The following is an 18,028-nucleotide window of genomic DNA, read 5'->3' on the forward strand; positions in this document are numbered from 1 at the left end:
TTAAAATTCTATAAATCAACCAATTATAGAATTGTTATTTTTGCAAACTTATAAAGTTTAACGCTTAAAAATACGCAAAAAAATGTTAATTGTGATATTTTAGTCTAAAATTGCAGCAATTCCAGGTAAAATTCTTCCTTCCAGCATTTCAAGCATTGCTCCTCCGCCAGTAGAAACGTAGCTCATTTTGTCTTCAAAACCGAACTGTTTTACTGCAGCAACAGAATCACCGCCTCCAACTAGAGAAAATGCACCATTTTTAGTTGCTTCTGCAATAAAGTCTCCCAAAGCAATCGTTCCTTTAGAGAATGTTTCCATTTCAAAAACCCCTAATGGACCATTCCATAAAATAGTTTTTGAGTCTAAAATCACTTTTTTGAAGTTCTCTAATGATTTTGGCCCTGCATCAAGACCCTGCCATCCGTCAGGAATTGCATTTACATCTACAACTTGTGTTTTTGCCGAATTTGAGAAATCATCTGCGGCAATTACATCAACAGGAATATGAACCTGAACATTTTTTTCTTTTGCTAATCTTAGAATTTCAAGAGCTAAATCTAGTTTATCATCTTCACAGATTGATTCTCCAACTTTTCCGCCCTGAGCTTTAACAAATGTAAAAGTCATTCCGCCTCCAATAATCATGTGGTCAACTTTATCTAAAATATTTTCGATAACTGTAATTTTAGAAGAAACTTTAGACCCTCCTAAAACTGCTGTTACCGGCTTTTCGCTATTTTTAAGTACTTTGTTTAAGCTGTCAATTTCTTTAGCCAATAAAATTCCAAAAGTTTTATCGTTTGGAAAAAACTGTGCTATAATTGTTGTTGATGCGTGCGCTCTGTGTGCCGTTCCAAAAGCGTCATTTACATAAACATCTCCAAGTGAAGCTAATTCTTTTGCAAAAGCAACATCTCCGGCTTCTTCTTCTGCATGAAAACGTAAATTTTCAAGTAATAAAACTTCTCCGGGCTGTAAGTTTTTAGCAGCTGTCTGAGCTGGTTCTCCAACACAGTTTTCAGCAAACTTAACCTGTACTCCTAAAATTTCAGAAGCAGTTTTTAAGATATGTTTTAAAGAATATTTTTCTTCAGCGCCTTTTGGCCTTCCTAAATGTGACATTAAGATTACACTTCCGCCTTGTGCTAAAATTGTATCGATAGTAGGTTTTGCTGCTTCAATACGTGTTGTGTCTGTTACATTAAAATTCTCATCCAACGGCACATTAAAATCTACACGGATAATTGCTTTTTTATTTTTAAAGTCGAAATCGTTTAAAGTTTTCATTTGATATTTTTTTAGTTTTTTAGAAAGAAAAACAAATATAGGACTTTTAAAGTACTAATAAATTCGAATAAACTAAAAAAGAGACAACAAAAAGAACGAAAACGTTATAAATTCACAAATAAATTGGTTTATTAAATATTAAAAACAATTTTTAGATGCTAAATTAATATCGGCTTAAATGAAAGACATATTATTTGAGCTTGTTTTTTTAGAGAACTAACAAATTAATCTGTACTATTTCAAAAAATCGTAAACACTCAAAATCTAATAAGATATCTTAAATGTTGGACGGGATTAGATTTTTTCTTAAAAAGAAAGAAAAATCTTAAAAACATTGTTTATAAAAAAATTATGCTATATATTTACATCCTAGTTATAGTTCCTGAATAACCACATATTCAGAAAATTTCAATTTCCACCTTAGTACAAAAAACAAATCTTCCGGTTTTTTCTCTGATAACCTTTTTGAAAATGGTTTTGCCATCATTTTTACAGAATTATTAAATCCCTGAATAGTATCTTATTTAAGGTCTTTTTTAATGTGCCAGTAATTTTCTGACACTTACAGAAAATATGGTAAAAAATCATCAAAAGGGTATAAACCCTTAGAGATATACCATATCAACTGTTTAGATTTGCACACCAATTCATAATTAAATATTCTAATCAAAGCCAATGAAAAAATCCTTTCCGCTGTTTTTTTTAAGATTGTTTTTTATTCAAAAAAATAATCTTAAAAGCCCAGTTCCTGCATTATTGTGTCTTGTCGTGTTTTTCATGACAGTCTCTTTGAAAGCACAAATATCCGAAAACGATCCCAGCAAATATGTGCCAAATATCATACCGCCTTCTACTGCGGCTTATTCATTTAACACTTTTGGGAATACCTCAATTGATTATTATTATATTATCTCATAAATACTACAAAAAAATGCAAATTTAGAATACAACATTCTAAAAAACCAATTAATAAAAACAATCAAAATAGAAATAAGAATTATGAAAATACTTCGAAAAAAACGTCATATTCTGCTATCAATAATACTAGTATTAAACAATTATAGTGTTTCTTCACAAATTATAAACCCAATTCCAGAGAAAATTTTTAGTGCTTCTCCAGATGTAATGGCTTTTCAAAAATATAACATTACTGAAGTAAATTTATATACTGGTAAAACGGATGTTAAAATTCCAATTTTTGAAATAAAATCAGGAAACATAAATGTTCCAATAAGCTTAAATTATGATTCAGGAGGCATTAAAATTGATGATCGAGCAACTTCTATAGGTATGGGGTGGGTTTTAAATGCTGGAGGGAGCATTATTAGAATTGTTAACGACATTCCTGATAATGACGCTCAAATTGGAACGGACTATCAAGATGGCGGAGATACCGGTATACACATTTTTCCAATAGTTAACCGACAAGGAAATAATAGAAAAATAAATGCACGAATTCCTGTTTTTACAACTTATTATAGGTACTCAAATTTTCCAAATGATTCACCTTGCTTTAACTATAGAGAAGATATAGATGAAAATGAGATTGACGGTGTAAATGGCAAATATTGGGCTGATTCTGCAATACCATATCCAGGAGGGTACTTTCAACAAGATTTACCAGACACTTTTATTATAAATGCTCCTGGGTTGAGTTCTAAATTTATAACCACAAACAATACGCAAAAAGATATATATCCAAATAATAACACTGGTATCACTACTACTTTTTTAGACAACTCAGGCATTAAGATGACTTCTCTAATTATAGATAAAAGAGCTAATCCTGGTTATGGATTTTATAATTATGTAAATCTGGGTGAGAATAATTTAAGCCTTATAAATGCAAATCCTTATCATCAAATTGCTGCAGGAAAAAAAATAAAAGATTTCTATGAATTTAATATTGCTAATACTAATGGCGTTAAATATAAATTTAATGAAGAAGAAGTCAATGAAACTTTTTATCGTCCTTTTGGAATCATTCCTGTTCCAGGCGCAATTTGCAGTAGTAATGGTATGGATATTATAAATAGCTATCATGCCAATTATTATAATAAAAGAATACATACTTGGAATTTAAGTAAAATTGAAGATAGCCAAACTAACAAAACGGTAGATTTTTTCTATCAAACTTATGCAAACCCTAACATTGAAAATAATATTTTAGTTGATACTCCAGTAAATCTAACAATTAGTTCTCCTCAAAATGAAAATTCATTAAATAAATGTATGATAGCTATGTATGCCCCTAATGACCCTTACAATTATTTAAAGATGAATTCGATGACTAAAAATCCTAAAAGAAAAAGATTGACTACCATTTCATATGATGAAGGCACTGTTAATTTTCAATATGGATTAAGCAGACAAGATTATCTGGGGGAAAATGCCTTAACAGAAATAACTGTTAAAAATAGCAAGAATGTTATTATAAAACGATTTGTATTAAATTATTCTTATTTTGATTCTAAAGAAAACTGTGCTGATCCTGATTGTAAAAGGCTTAGGTTAGACAGTGTTCAGGTCTTTGACAATGACAATAAATCAAACTCATATACCTTTGAGTATGATTATACAAATAAATTACCAAAAAGAGGATCCTTAGAACATGATTTTTTAGGTTATTATAACAACAATGGTGTTGTAGACAATAATTCAAATGTGCTTTTAACACCTAAACTTTATTTCTATAAAAACAATTATACAAATTCTATATTACCATTTCAGCTGGTAAATAATAGTAATTTTCAAAATATTCCAGGAAATTACAGTCTAATTCCAAATACTTCCTCTTTGACTGGATTATTAAAAAAGATTACTTATCCTACTGGAGGAAGTTCTGAATTTGAATACGAAAATAACCAATTCCAGTATCAAGGAGAAACCTACTTATCAGGAGGTGCAAGAATAAAGTCTCAAAAATTGACAGATAATAACAATCAGGTCAAAAAAGTGAGTTATTCTTACCTAGATCAAAATGGTAAGTCTTCGGGGTATATTAATAACATTCCAAAATTTGCTAACATAAGCGACTTTTACGCTGATACAATGGTGGCAAAGTCATTTGCAGTGTACGATATGGCCAAAGGAGGTATTGAATTGACTTCCGGAAGTTTTGTTGGTTATTCAAAAATTACAGAAACAGAAATAAACAATGGTTATACAAAATATGAATTTTCTTCTCCTTTAGAGTTTCCAAATACCCCTGAAGTTAGAATTAGTAATCAGACAGACCCAAATTGTATAGCTTGTAATTGTCTTTTTATAAAAAACACTTCATATCCAATGATGACTTATGTAGATAACGAAAGCAGAAGAGGAAAGTTGCTTACTAAAACTATATACAATTCAGCAAGCCAAATTTTGGATCAAGAAAAAAACGACTATTCACATAGGGTACTTCAAACATTTCCTTTTGAAACCACAATTGGTTTTGGAGGTCAAGAAGAAACTTGTACTACAAGTTATCGTGAAGGAATAAGTCTTACCATAAAATCCAATTTGCCAGTTTCTCAAAATCTCTTAACCAAGAAAACAAATATTTCATACTTCAATACTAATACTGTAAGTACAATTGTAGATTATCAATACGATTCAACCTTGCCATTTGTAACAAATGAAGTATTCAATAGTGGATTATCAAATATCAAAAGAGAAAGACAATATCCCTATTTTTTAAATCAGTTAGCTTCACAACCTATCCTAAGTAACTTGATAACTCAAAATAGAATTAATGAAGTTGTCGTAGAAAAAGTTTACAGAGATAACATCTTATTGGATACAAAACAGATTAATTATAAAGATTTTGGCACTGGTCTTGTTCTGCCGAAAAGCATATCAACAGCGTCAGGCATTTTTCCAATAGAAGAACAAAGTATTATTGACAAGAGAGATAATAAAGGAAATATTCTCCAATACCATGATAAAATCGGTGTCAACAATTCTATCATTTGGGGCTATAATCAATCGCAGCCGATTGCTAAAATTGAAAATGAAACCTATGATAATATTTCATCCCATGTTTCAAACATTCAATCTATTTCAAATACAGGAACTGAAACCTCATTACTTAATGCTCTAAGTTCTCTTAGAAACTCTTTTCCGAATGCGATGATCACAACTTATACCTATCTGCCTCTCGTTGGAATTAGTACAATTACAGATCCAAAAGGTTACACAACAACTTATACCTACGACAGTTTCGGCAGACTAGAATTTGTAAAAGATAATGGAGGCAATATTCTTTCAGAGAACCAGTACAATTATAAGCCATAAATAAAACCAAAAGCATCATGAAAAATCTAATCCAATTCCTTTTGGTTTTGTTTCCTTTTATAGTAACAGGCCAGACCCAGACCGAGAATTACATCAAAACTGTAACCTATAAGAAACCTTCTCTTGTAAAGATACCAGCTCCTACCATTTCTGAGGCTTCCCAAAATGTAACCTATTTCGACGGATTGGGAAGACCTGTTCAGAAAATAGACTTTCAGCAGTCTAAATCAGGAAAAGACATCATCACCCATATAGAATATGATAGTTTTGGCAGACAGGTCGAAGAATACCTGCCCTTTAAAGCCGAAACCACAACGATGGCCTTTGATGCTGCTGCAAAAACAAAATTGATTTCCTATTACGGAACTCCTAATCCTGCAGTAAACGGCAATCCTGCACTAGAAGCTACAGCAAACCCTTTCAGCCGAAAAGAACTCGAATCTTCTCCCCTGAACCGTGTCCTTAAACAGGCTGCTGCAGGCAATGACTGGAAATCAGGTCTGGGACATGAAATAAAAATAGATTATCAGACCAATATCGCAAATGATGTAAAACTTCTTACAGCTGCTACTGCCTGGAATTCTACTTCAGGACTATATGATATTACCTTTGTAAACAGCGGGTTTTATGCCGCTACACAACTTTATAAAACCATCACCTATGATGAAAACACGGCTGCAAGCCCTGTAGAAACTGCGGGATCGACAATAGAATTTAAAAACAAAGAAGGACAGGTTGTCTTAAAGAGAACTTATGATGCCGGGGTTAAACATGATACTTATTATGTTTACGATATTTATGGAAACCTTACCTATGTAATTCCGCCAAAAGCAGACGGAACCATTACAGCTGCTGTATTAAACGATTTATGCTACCAGTACAAATACGATAAAAACAATCATCTGGCCGAGAAAAAACTGCCGGGAAAACAATGGGAGTTTATCGTTTATGATAAACTTGACAGGGTTGCTGCCACAGGTCCTGCCAATTCCCCTTTCTCGGATTTAAGTACTGTGGGATGGATCATAACCAAATATGATGCTTTTAACCGTCCGGTATATACCGGCTGGTCAACAGCTGCAGCAGCTACGCCAGCAGGAAGGATTACCCTGCAGACAGCGCAGAACAGCGCAGCGGTAATTAACGAAAGCAAACAGACCAGCGGAACTATAGACGGTATTGCGGCTTATTACAGCAATACCGTAGAGCCGAAAGTTTTTAAACTCCTTACGGTCAATTATTATGACAACTATACTTTTCCAAGCACACCTGCCATTACTGTCCCGACAGCTGTAGAAACACAGACAGTGCTGACAACAGCACAGATAAAAGGGCTCTCGGCTGCTTCTTGGACAAGGGTGCCTACGACCAGCACCGCCGTACTGGGTGAAACTTCTGCCACTTTTTATGATACAAAAGCAAGGACTGTCAGGGTTTATACCACAAACTATTTGGGTGGTTATACTTATACCGACAGTAAACTTGACTTTCTAGGCAAACCGCAGTACAGTATAACAAGGCATAAAAGGCTGAGTACAGATACCGAACTTATGACCAAAGATGCCTTTACCTACTCTGCACAGGACCGCCTGCTTACACAGACCCATCAGATAAACTCAGGCACCGTTGAGCTTATGGCCAGCAATACCTATGATGAACTGGGACAGTTAATTTCTAAAAAAGTTGGAAATACAGAAGCTGCGCCTGTACAAAATGTTAATTATACATACAACATTCGCGGATGGCTTACATCGATTAATGATATTACCGCCCTGACCAAAGCCGGAGACCCAAAGGATTTATTTGCTTTTAAGATAAATTATAACACCATTCCTTCTGCAATAAGCGGGGTACTGGCATTATATAACGGAAATATTGCAGAAACGCAGTGGACAAGCGCTTCAGAATCGACACCGGTAACTCGTACCTACGGTTATAAATACGACAATCTGAACCGATTGAAAGAGGGTGTTTTTAAAAGAGGAACGACAGCTGCCAATAATGCTTATAATGAAACCCTGACTTATGATAAAAATGGAAACATTATGACCCTGCTGCGCAACGGGAACAGTGATACGGCAGCAAACCAGATTGATAACCTGACTTATACCTACCTGAACACTTACAGCAACCAGCTGGCAAAAGTGGTTGACAATGCAACAACCTATAAAACCTATGGTTTTGTGGACAGTGCAGCCAACACCGTTGATGATTACAGCTATGATGCTAACGGCAACATGACCAAAGACAACAATAAAAACATAACAGCCATAACCTATAATCACTTAAATCTGCCGACAAAAATAACCTTTGCCGCAACAGGGAATATTGTTTATATTTACAATGCTGCAGGGCAGAAAGTACAGAAAATTGTAACCACTGTCTCACCGGCAGCTGTTACAACAACAGATTATCTGGGAGGTTATCAGTACGAAAATGGAGCGTTGAAATTTTTCCCAACAGCAGAGGGTTATGTTGAACCTTCTGGAAGTTCTTATAAATATGTATATCAGTACAAGGATCATCTTGGTAACATTCGTCTTAGTTATGATAAAACACTTGCCATACAGGAAGAAAACAACTACTACCCTTTTGGTTTAAAACATATTGGATATAACAATGTTAAAACAGGTGTAGAGAATAAGTTCAAGTATAATGCGAAAGAGCTTCAAGATGAGCTGGGGCTTAACTTCTATGACTATGGCGCACGTAATTACGACCCTGCACTTGGCAGGTGGATGAACATTGACCCATTGGCAGAGAAAGGTCGTAGATGGTCTCCATATAATTATGCAATGGATAATCCAGTTTATTTTGTTGATCCTGACGGGATGTGGCCAGATCCTCCAGGATGGTTAAAAAATTATGTTACTGGAGCTTGGAAAGCTACAGCTAATCTGGTTGATGGAGCCATCAATGGGAACGCCATTAGTATAACAAATGGTATAGTTGCTGCACAAAAAGTTGCATCAGCCTACAAAAAAGGTGGCTTATCAGCTGCAGCAGACCAATATAAAAAATCTGTTTACGAAACAAGTGGTGTTAAAAGTGCAGTAGAAACAGCTCAAAAAGCTTATAACGGAGATTCAGCTGCTATAGCAACAACTGTTGTAAATGTTGCAGCTGTAGTATTAACACATAAAGCCGCAAAAGGAAGTGTAGCAGAAGTTGGAGAAGCAAGTTCAGCTTCTTCAAAAGCAAACACTTTAAAAGCAAATAGAGCACAAGGGGCAAATTTTGAAAATCAAATTCAAACTCAATTAGAAGCAGGAGGAAATCAAGTTGCATCTCAAGTGACAATTGAAGCTGCAGATGGAACTCGGACACGTCCTGATTTTGTAACAGTCGATGCAGAAGGAACAATTGGAATTACAGAAGCAAAATCTTCTGCGACTGCGCCTCTTACAAAAAATCAAAAATCAGCATTCCCTCAAATTGAATTGGGAGGAGGAACAATAATTGGAAATAACGGGAACTCAATTGGCTTGCCAGCAGGAACTCAAATTCCTCCTACACAAGTTAATGTTGTTCGACCATAAATAATTTAAAATATGACATACGATAGAATAGATTGGCATTCAGGAAATAACTTCCCTAAAGAGCTGCCATTTGAAAATGGAGGCATCCATATTGGAATGTTTCTTACATGGATAATAGATAATGATTTAATAGGATTGCTGCATCTTGAAAACTCTAAAGAATCAATTAAGAAAGTAAAGAATAGAGAAATGACTGGCACAAAATTTTTGATAAAAGAATGTGATAGTAAATTCTGGTCAGAAGACCTAAATGAAGAAGGTAATAAGTTTACAAATTCCTATTATGCAAATGAAAATGATTATGGTCAATATATAGATGATTATTCAGAAGTTTTTAATCATTATAAAACTTTATACCATGTAGACGATAATTGGGAAAATTATAATAAAATTGAGCCAATAATTACAAAAAGATATTCGGCTTGGAAAAACAAATAGGATTTGAAAGTAAGTGCATTAGTGCCTGAAGGAACTACCCCCATGCTGGCGCGAGCATCTTGCTCGTGAACGTATAGACAATTGGGTAGTGTTTCAGATTAGGTGTTTTGATAATATGTCCATGTAACTAACTGAAAAAGAATATTAAAATTAAATTATTGAATAGAAAAGAGACGGCCAGCAGGTCGTCTCTTTCGTTTTTTGTCTTTTAATAAGCTTCAAAATGCTTTTGCCTTACCTTAGTGTTTCAAATTAGGTCATGAAAATAAAATGTAATTTTTGCAATGGTAAATGCATAAAGAATGGATTTCAATCTAACGGTAATCAGCGTTATAAATGTACTATTTGTCAAAAACGACAGCAGATTAACTATAGGTATAACGCTTACAAAGGAGATATCAATCAGGAAATAGTGTTGTTGACCAAAGAAGGTTTAGGAATAAGGAGCACGGCAAGAATACTGAAAATATCAACGACAACATTATTGAAAAGAATTGTCTGCATTGCGAGAAATATAACCAGACCAATTGTCAGCAGAGGCAAAACTTACGAAGTAGATGAACTGTGTACTTATATCAGACACAAGAAAAATTATATCTGGCTGGTTTATGCTTTGGAAAAGAATTCTAAAAATGTGGTTAGTTTTAATGTTGGCAAACGAACCAATAAAACTCTGAATCGTGTTTTGGAAACTCTGAAATTGGCAGAAGCAAAAAAGATATTTACGGACAGGCTTAAAAACTACAGGTATTTGATTGATGAGAAAATGCATTCAGTAAAACGTTTCGGAACAAATCATATTGAAAGAAAGAATTTGACACTGAGAACACATCTGAAAAGGCTCAACAGACGAACAATATGTTTCAGCAGAAGTTTAGCTGTTTTTACTGCTGTTTTGAAGATTTATTTTTGGATTTGAGCAATAAAACAGTAAGTTTATCCTTCAAAATCATGTTCTTAAAATTTTTGTATTTAACATGTAAAACCTTGCAAAAATAGTCATAAACCCTTATAAGTATAAGTACCAAGGTCAGGAGCGTCAAGATGAGCTATCACTGAACTGGGATAGCTTTAAATGGAGAAACTATGATTATGCTATCGGAAGATTTATGTGTATCGACCCATTAGCTGAAAAATATCCATATAACTCGACTTATGCTTTCCAAGAAAATAAAATGGGAATGGGTGTTGAATTAGAAGGATTGGAATTAGCATCGAGAAATCCTGTATCTGGTTTTGGTAATTATGTAAAAGGTAAATTTGATTCAGCAGTTAGCAGTATTCAAACAAATACAGAAAAAACTGCACAAGCTGTATCCAGTGCAATATCCAGTCTAGGAATAAATCAGGTGGATGGGTATACTCTGACAGGTAGTAAATCAGGTGTTACTAACTCTACTGGTTTTTTTCCTGAAGCAAAGGGAGCTAAATCAAGTGCTAACCTCGATGGTGATGTTATTCTAGGTCTTGCAGACGCTTATGCGCCAGACTTAGGAGCAAATAAAATTATGGATGGAGCAAATATATTTTCTAATTTAGCACAAGACCCATATGTAAATAAGGCAATTAGTGCAGTTTCGGATAAAATTTCATCAAGTAGTTCTAATAGTAATGGAACTACAGTTACTGTACAAAAAGGAAAATACACTGCAACAGGAACGGTGGGTAATACTGCTTCAACAGTAAATCGTAAAGTTCAAGATACAGTTGTAAAATCTTCTGATGCAGCAAAAGTTAAAGCACAAAACACAAAAGATTCGATAAAAGCTGTAAATCAGAATAATAAGATAAATGCAAATACTAATTTTACCGACTAGATATGACAAACAAAAAAATAACTAAAATACTTTTCCTAATAACGTTACAGTTTATATTCGTTTCATGTAAAAAAGATAATACCACAATCAAAACTTTACCACAGACGAAAAAAGTTGAAAAAAAGCAAATAGATTTTAGTGTTAAATTTCCTGATACCGTTTATGTTGGAGAAAAGAAAAATGGTATTATTCAATTCAAAAGTCCCCTAGATACAATTATCGCAACTTTTGGAGATAAAACTAAAAATCGATATGCGAGATTCATTTTAACTACAACGAAGAATATAGATTATGATTTTGAGCATTTAAAGCAAACTGTTAAAGATACATTTGGAGCTTTAAACAATAGAGAAATTCCATTTTACGAAATTAATTTTAAAGAATCGGGAACTTATTATATAGACGGTATAATAAATGATATAGTTCTCATTAGCCTAAATAAAAAAGACAATGAAGGAAATGATTTGTCAAGATTAATAGTAAACGAAGAAAGAGTTACTTATAAAGTTATTGTAATAAATAGACCTGCGCCTAAATCTACTCTATAGATTTATGATAATGTATTAGTTGGGTAATGTATCAGATGTGTTGGTGGTTAATAATTCCATTAAACATTTACACATAATCAGAGATTTATAGTAATATCGTAAGTAAAATTAAAACAACCTTCGGGTTGTTTTTTTATTTAATAATGTTTTAAATCGAATAAAATGGCTTTAAATAGTACTTGGTGCTGCAGATGTGTTGGTGAAATTAAATACATGATAAAATACAGCAAAACAAAATCAGGTAATCAACGATATATTTGTAAACTATGCAAGAAAACGAGAGTTGAAAATTATAATTATCAGGCATATAGACCAGATACAAACAAAAATATTGTTCAGTTGACCAAAGAAGGCTTAGGAATAAGAAGTACGGCAAGAGTATTAAAAATTTCAACTACAACATTATTAAAAAGATTAGTTTCAATTGCCAGAAACATCAACCATCCAATTATCAGCAAAGGAAGAACTTATGAGGTTGATGAAATGTGTACTTATATCAGGAACAAACAGAAATTATATCTGGCTGGTTTATGCTCTGGAAAAGAGCTCTAAAAGTATTGTCGCCTTTAATGTTGGCAGACGAACTAATAAAACATTAAGCCGTGTGCTGGATACTTTAAAATTATCTGAAGCAAAAATGATATTTACCGACAAATTAAAAAACTACAGATATTTGATCGAGGAGAAATTACATTCTGTAAAACGCTTCGGTACAAATCATATTGAAAGGAAAAATTTGACGCTGAGAACTCATCTTAAAAGATTGAACCGAAGAACGATTTGCTTTAGTAAGAGTTTAATAGTTTTGATCTCAATTTTGAAAATTTACTTTTGGATTTGATTAATTATTGATTTTTCAAAAAATTATGCGGCATTCAATTTAGATGTCTTTTAAACAAAAACTTAATCCTTAAATAAAAAAAGCCTTTCCTGTCAACAGAAAAACAGAAAAGGCAAAAAATGAAATAAATAATTTTTTTGTTTTTGGACGTTGAATTAGTCTTCTGTCTGAATGTAACAAATAGACAAATTTTTCTGAACCGGAAACATTATAGTTTCATATTCATTTGTGATATCGGTGTTTTTTGAAACGAGATAATTCCCTTCAATAATTCCGAAGTAATTCAATAAAGGCGAATAAAAAGTGATTCCTATTCTATGTTTTGATGAATCTGTTATGTCTGTATTGATAATATCTAACTGATAATTGATAAAAGGAAAATAGTTGTTTCCTAAAACATCTGTTACACGATGGAAATTACCTTTTAACTGCTCGACATAACCGTTGGCAGCAATTCCGGTTAGAAAATGCAATTGGTTTGCTTTTTCGTTTTCGCTTATTAATTCTCTAAATGTGTTTTTGGGGTTCAATTCTGAATTAAACTGCTGGCACTGCATTTGGTATTCTTTGAAAGTATCTTCAAAAACATATTTATCCCAAAGTAAAACTGACGTGCTGTCAATCACTATACGATAGGCGAGTTTTATTTTCGTTATTTTCATTTAATTTGAATTTAGAGGAACTTCGATTACGAGCAGCATAGCATTTTGCGACAAAGACTCCCACTCTATCGTTTCGGTTTTTTGGACTGCCAAACCATCTTTTGCTTCTAAAAGCCGGTTTTCAATTTCAAAAGCTCCATTAATAACGAAAACAAAAACGCCGTTGTCAGTATTCTTTAAAGTAAAAGTTCCCTCTTTTCTTCCGTCATAAATACCAATAAATCCATGTGCTCTTTCGATTTCAAACAATGAATGCAGCTTGTTGTGTGAACTTAAATCGAATTTATACTGCTCAAAATAGTTTTTAAAATCCTGTTTTTCCATTTGAAATTCAAATTCTAAATAACTCACATTCTCCTTTTCGTATGGATTAAAAATTTCAAAGGTTAATTCCTCATCAGCTGCCAGAACCCTAATTTGCTCCACATGCAAAAATTCCACATTACCAATATTATCCTTATATTCTATTCCGCCAAATAAAGGCAGCAATATCACATTTGTTTTTGAATTTATAAATCGAGTAATACGCTGCTGGGGGGCCAGTATTACTTCATTTAAAACTTTTAAAGATCCAAATGCTTTACGGGATAATTCTTGGTAATGTTCAAAATTAAAAGTCGAAAAACGGTTGTATTTTTCTGAATTTAAAAATCCCCTGGAATCTGACTTGTAAATTTGTGCAGGAATTTGAGCTATCATAATAAATTATTATTTAAAATTAACCGGCAACGTTTATGGTATGCGTTAAAACAAAACCTTCGCTAACGCTTCCTGTTATTGTCGATAATTCATTTGCCACAGAATCTGAAAAGACATTATCTGAAGCATTATACGTGTAACCGGACATTCCTTTTGTATAACCGTTAGCAGTTGAAGCGTTTACTAAAACAACTGCACTGTTTGTTCCTTCCGGAAAAGCAATTTGTGTTACAAGCAGTGAAGTTCCGCTGGCGTTATAAATATGAACGTGAATATGAGTTGCTCTTCCAGAATACCAGCCTGGGAAAATTGAGGTAAATGTAACCAAACCGTTTGAATCGGTAGTTTGCCTTCCTCTTAAAAAGTGAACTGTAGTATAATTTACAGACTGCATTGAAGTTCCTCCGTATTCTGAATAATAACCGTCTTTGTCGCAATGCCAAATATCTACAATTGCATCTTTTAATACGGCACAGCTTGCATTTGTGTTTTTTATTGTAATTTTTATTGTGAAAGCCACACCTGTTCTGTCCATTGTAATATCAGATTTTACTAATGAAGATGGTGAAATGGTTGGAAACGGCCCTGCAGTTTCTGATGATGTAACTGAACAATCGCCTGAAGATGAACCTGAACCAGAAGACGATCCTGAACCAGAAGATGAACCAGAAGATGAATCTGTATCGGTTGAAGAATCTGATGAATCGTCATCTGTACTACATGAGTTTATGATTGGAATTGCCAACGAGCCAATTCCCACTAAACCCAAACCTCTTAAAAACTCTTTTCTTTTCATTGCTTTTTTGTTTAAATGTTATTTTAATTGAATGATTAACAGTTGTTTTCAGGTAAAATTATTCGAAATTAAAGCATTGTAAAAAGTTTGAGGTAAAAGTTGTTATTTATGAGGTAAACTGATGAATATTTCTTTTTTGTAGTAAAAGTCTTCAAAAAACAAAAGATCTACTTTTGGTCAAAAAGTTTTAAAAAAGCTTCTTCGTAACTAACGCTGATTGGAATTTCGGCCTGACCTATAAAAATTATCTTATTTCTTATTTTAGAAATTTTAGAAATGGGAATAATAAAAGAACGATGGACTCTTATGAATTCTGTTTCGGGCAATTTTTGAAGAATCGTTTTTAAGGTCATTCTCGCCACAACTGTTTTTTGATTTAAGATGTGGATTTTTAAATAATCATCTAAACCTTCGATATATAAAATATCTGAAAACAAAATTTTAATCAAACTATAATCGGCACGAATAAAGAGATACTGCTGTTCAATGTTTTGATTTTGCAGTTTCCATTGTGAAAAAGCCTTTTCGACCGCCTGCTGAAATCGGGAAAGAGAAATTGGTTTTAGCAGATAATCGGTTGCGCTGAGCGTAAAACCTTCAACAGCAAATTCAGAATAAGCCGTTGTAAAAATTACCATTGTTTTATGTGGCAGCTTTTTGTAGAAATCCAATCCCGAAATGGAAGGCATATTGATATCGAGAAACAATAAATCGACGGGATATTTTTTTAAATATTTAAATGCTTCATCAGACTTCGTAAAGGTTTTCTTCAGTTCTATGTACTCAATAGTGTCACATAAACTCTGAAGAATTTCTAATGCCAATGGTTCGTCATCTAATGCTATTGCTTTTATCATCGTATTTTAACGCTCAGGTTTACAATATATTTTTCTAATGAATCTTCGATTTTTAAATGGTGCTTATTAGGATATACTAACTTCAATCTTTCGATTGTATTGTGAAGTCCAATTCCTGAATCTGATTGTACCGAAAATGTCTTTTTATTAGAGACATATAAATTCAGCATTTCATCGTCGATATCAATTTTGACACAAATTTCGGAAGTCTGATCTGGATTTACTCCATATTTGAATGCGTTTTCAATAAATGAAATCAAAATGAGCGGTGTAATTACTTTACCAAAAGTGTTTCCGGTTACATTATAATCTACGTTTACTGTGTTTCCTAAACGTGTTTTTTGAAGTGAAATGAAATTATTAATGTAATTGATTTCCTTGCTTAATTCAATAACCTCATCATTTGAATTGGTCATTATATATCGCATTAATTCAGACAGCTGAACTACAGCGTCTGCCGTTTTGTTGTCTTTTTTTAAGGCCAGTGCATAAATGCTGTTTAGGGTATTGAACAAGAAATGCGGGTTTATCTGTGCTTTTAAAAATGCCAGCTCCGATTTTACTTTTTCTTTTTCAACACTCTGCAATCTTCCGGAAATGGCAAAAAGCAGACTAGAGACTACACCTATTAAATAAACAAGGGTCGTGTGTCCATATTGTGTAGGCGGGCTTCCGATGAACCCAAAAGGCATTGGTTCGTTTCTATGTGGAGGCGGCGGAGGCGGAAATCTCCCATCAAAAGGTTTTGGATGATTTAATATTTTTCCGGGATAATCTCTAAAATCCAAAAAATTTCGGCTTGGGTGATCTAAAACAGTAGAAATCCAAAGAAAAAACAGAAGAAAAATTGTTATTATAAGATAGTACAAAAGCTTTTTTTCTGAAAAGTATAATCTTGGAATTAAATAATAATAGTTAAAGTAAAAGAAACAAAGGAGTGTAAAATAGATAAACAAATAAATACGATCATGTGCATTTGAGTACAAATGCGGCAGTGAAAAAACTGTATTTGTCGATGTGAATGCGTACGGTAAAAATAAAAAAGCGAGGCACAGAACTATATGTTTCGCATAAAGTGAAAATTTTGCTTTCATAAATCAAACTTGATTTATACCGTTTTGACAACCAAAATGATATGACTCAAATTTAATGCTATTGTATCTTTATTTCAAATTATTGCGGTAAAAACACATAATATTGCGACTCGCTTTATAATTTTGGGCTGTTCAGCCTATTTTAAAATAATCGTCTTTTGGCGATTAATCATGTACCGGACTCTGTGTACAAGGACAGTTACTGATGGCTTGCAAGAAATCGAAACCAATGGTTACCACGTGTGTTCCTGAATTGTAAGCCCCTAAATCGTTGAACATAATTTGATAAGAATATCCAAAGTAAAATTTAGATTTCATAAAACCTGCCATTGGCCCAATTGATAGCGGCTTTGGAAACTGGTCGTTTAAGAAACGGTATGAAACCCCTATCCAGTAATAGTCTTCGTAGCGATTGTATCTTCTGTATTTGAAGTTAAAATCGGTTGTTGAACGTTTATCACTTGCAAAATACTGGTAGAAAATTGATGGCTCATATTCTATACGGCTGTTTTCTGCATCATGGAAAACATAACCAGTATAAACCTGATAGTTTGAAAGCAGGTTTGGTTCTACTCCACGATACTTAGATGTATTTTTCTTTAATACGTTATTCGCATTAAAACTCAAATAAAAGTCTTTATTTCGGTACAAGGCACTAATGTCAAAGTTGTTGTTTGCATTGTAACGATTATCTGTAACAGTAGGATCAATTACAGGATGATTGATTGTGGTATTAAACTCATCAGTATCAATTCTAAACGTATTGAAATTGTATGAAATACCAAAAGACAAATACTGTTTAGAATAATAGTCTAAGATAAGGTGATGCGCAAAAGAAACTTTAGCTCCGGTTTGCCTGGTATATCCGTTTTTATCGTTATAAAGCGATATACCCACACCCGAACGATCTAAGATTCTGAAATCGGCATAAAGCGACTGGTTCTGCGGTGCATCTTTAATTCCAACCCATTGTGTTAAACCATTGGCTCTAATTCTAAGGTTGTCACCAATACCTGCATAAGCAGGAGAAAGCACAAAAGGGTTATCAGCCAGATACTGAGTAAAAACTGGTAGGTTTAACTCTTGGCTGTAACTTGTTGTTACAGCCATGAGTACTAAGGATAAAATAAACTTTTTCATTGTAATAATTTTTTTAGATAACATCATAAGGG

Annotated in this window: 13 protein-coding genes and 1 pseudogene; 7 read left to right on the top strand and 7 right to left on the bottom strand. The window is 33.4% G+C overall.

Annotated elements, in window-relative coordinates; all coding sequences use genetic code 11:
• Positions 1-99: 99 nt before the first annotated feature.
• Positions 100-1,287: a phosphoglycerate kinase gene (locus tag AABD74_RS04675; protein WP_406844819.1), complete on the bottom strand. Its 1,188-nt coding sequence runs from the start codon at positions 1,285-1,287 to the stop codon at positions 100-102.
• 999 nt (positions 1,288-2,286) lie between these two features.
• Between AABD74_RS04675 and AABD74_RS04680 the strand changes: the two genes are divergently transcribed.
• From AABD74_RS04680 to AABD74_RS04710, 7 genes and pseudogenes are all read left to right on the top strand, one after another.
• Complete coding sequence (locus AABD74_RS04680; RefSeq protein WP_406844820.1) at positions 2,287-5,565, top strand: RHS repeat domain-containing protein; 3,279 nt, start codon at positions 2,287-2,289, stop codon at positions 5,563-5,565.
• Between the two features lie 17 nt (positions 5,566-5,582).
• Positions 5,583-9,104, top strand: a complete 3,522-nt coding sequence (locus AABD74_RS04685) for a DUF6443 domain-containing protein (RefSeq protein ID WP_406844821.1) — start codon at positions 5,583-5,585, stop codon at positions 9,102-9,104.
• A 12-nt stretch (positions 9,105-9,116) separates the two neighbouring features.
• The gene (locus tag AABD74_RS04690; RefSeq protein WP_406844822.1) at positions 9,117-9,542 is read left to right on the top strand and encodes a hypothetical protein; all 426 of its coding nucleotides are present in this window, start codon (positions 9,117-9,119) and stop codon (positions 9,540-9,542) included.
• A gap of 259 nt (positions 9,543-9,801) precedes the next feature.
• Positions 9,802-10,461, top strand: coding sequence for an IS1 family transposase (locus AABD74_RS04695; protein WP_406844823.1), 660 nt, complete (start codon positions 9,802-9,804; stop codon positions 10,459-10,461).
• A 190-nt stretch (positions 10,462-10,651) separates the two neighbouring features.
• Complete coding sequence (locus tag AABD74_RS04700) at positions 10,652-11,359, top strand: hypothetical protein (protein ID WP_406844824.1); 708 nt, start codon at positions 10,652-10,654, stop codon at positions 11,357-11,359.
• Positions 11,360-11,361: 2 nt separating this feature from the next.
• Positions 11,362-11,907, top strand: a complete 546-nt coding sequence (locus tag AABD74_RS04705) for a hypothetical protein (RefSeq protein WP_406844825.1) — start codon at positions 11,362-11,364, stop codon at positions 11,905-11,907.
• A 162-nt stretch (positions 11,908-12,069) separates the two neighbouring features.
• Positions 12,070-12,748, top strand: a pseudogene (locus tag AABD74_RS04710) (IS1 family transposase).
• A 155-nt stretch (positions 12,749-12,903) separates the two neighbouring features.
• Here AABD74_RS04710 and AABD74_RS04715 read toward each other — a convergent pair.
• From AABD74_RS04715 to AABD74_RS04740, 6 genes are all read right to left on the bottom strand, one after another.
• Positions 12,904-13,410 (bottom strand): hypothetical protein, encoded by a 507-nt coding sequence (locus tag AABD74_RS04715; RefSeq protein WP_232679826.1) that lies wholly within the window; start codon positions 13,408-13,410, stop codon positions 12,904-12,906.
• Positions 13,411-14,109 carry a hypothetical protein gene (locus AABD74_RS04720; protein ID WP_406844826.1) on the bottom strand — a complete coding sequence of 233 codons (699 nt, stop codon included), beginning with the start codon at positions 14,107-14,109 and terminating at the stop codon, positions 13,411-13,413.
• A gap of 19 nt (positions 14,110-14,128) precedes the next feature.
• Positions 14,129-14,905, bottom strand: a complete 777-nt coding sequence (locus AABD74_RS04725) for an intradiol ring-cleavage dioxygenase (RefSeq protein WP_232679822.1) — start codon at positions 14,903-14,905, stop codon at positions 14,129-14,131.
• 167 nt (positions 14,906-15,072) lie between these two features.
• On the bottom strand, positions 15,073-15,762 hold the full coding sequence (locus tag AABD74_RS04730; RefSeq protein ID WP_232679820.1) for a LytTR family DNA-binding domain-containing protein: 690 nt from the start codon (positions 15,760-15,762) through the stop codon (positions 15,073-15,075).
• Complete coding sequence (locus AABD74_RS04735) at positions 15,759-16,631, bottom strand: sensor histidine kinase (protein ID WP_406844827.1); 873 nt, start codon at positions 16,629-16,631, stop codon at positions 15,759-15,761. Before AABD74_RS04735 ends, AABD74_RS04730 begins: the two co-directional genes overlap by 4 nt.
• Before the next feature lie 390 nt (positions 16,632-17,021).
• Positions 17,022-17,996 carry a type IX secretion system membrane protein PorP/SprF gene (locus tag AABD74_RS04740; RefSeq protein ID WP_232679816.1) on the bottom strand — a complete coding sequence of 325 codons (975 nt, stop codon included), beginning with the start codon at positions 17,994-17,996 and terminating at the stop codon, positions 17,022-17,024.
• Between the last annotated feature and the right edge of the window lie 32 nt (positions 17,997-18,028).

Origin of the sequence: Flavobacterium soyae (assembly GCF_045348165.1) — a bacterium.
Taxonomy (GTDB): domain Bacteria; phylum Bacteroidota; class Bacteroidia; order Flavobacteriales; family Flavobacteriaceae; genus Flavobacterium; species Flavobacterium soyae.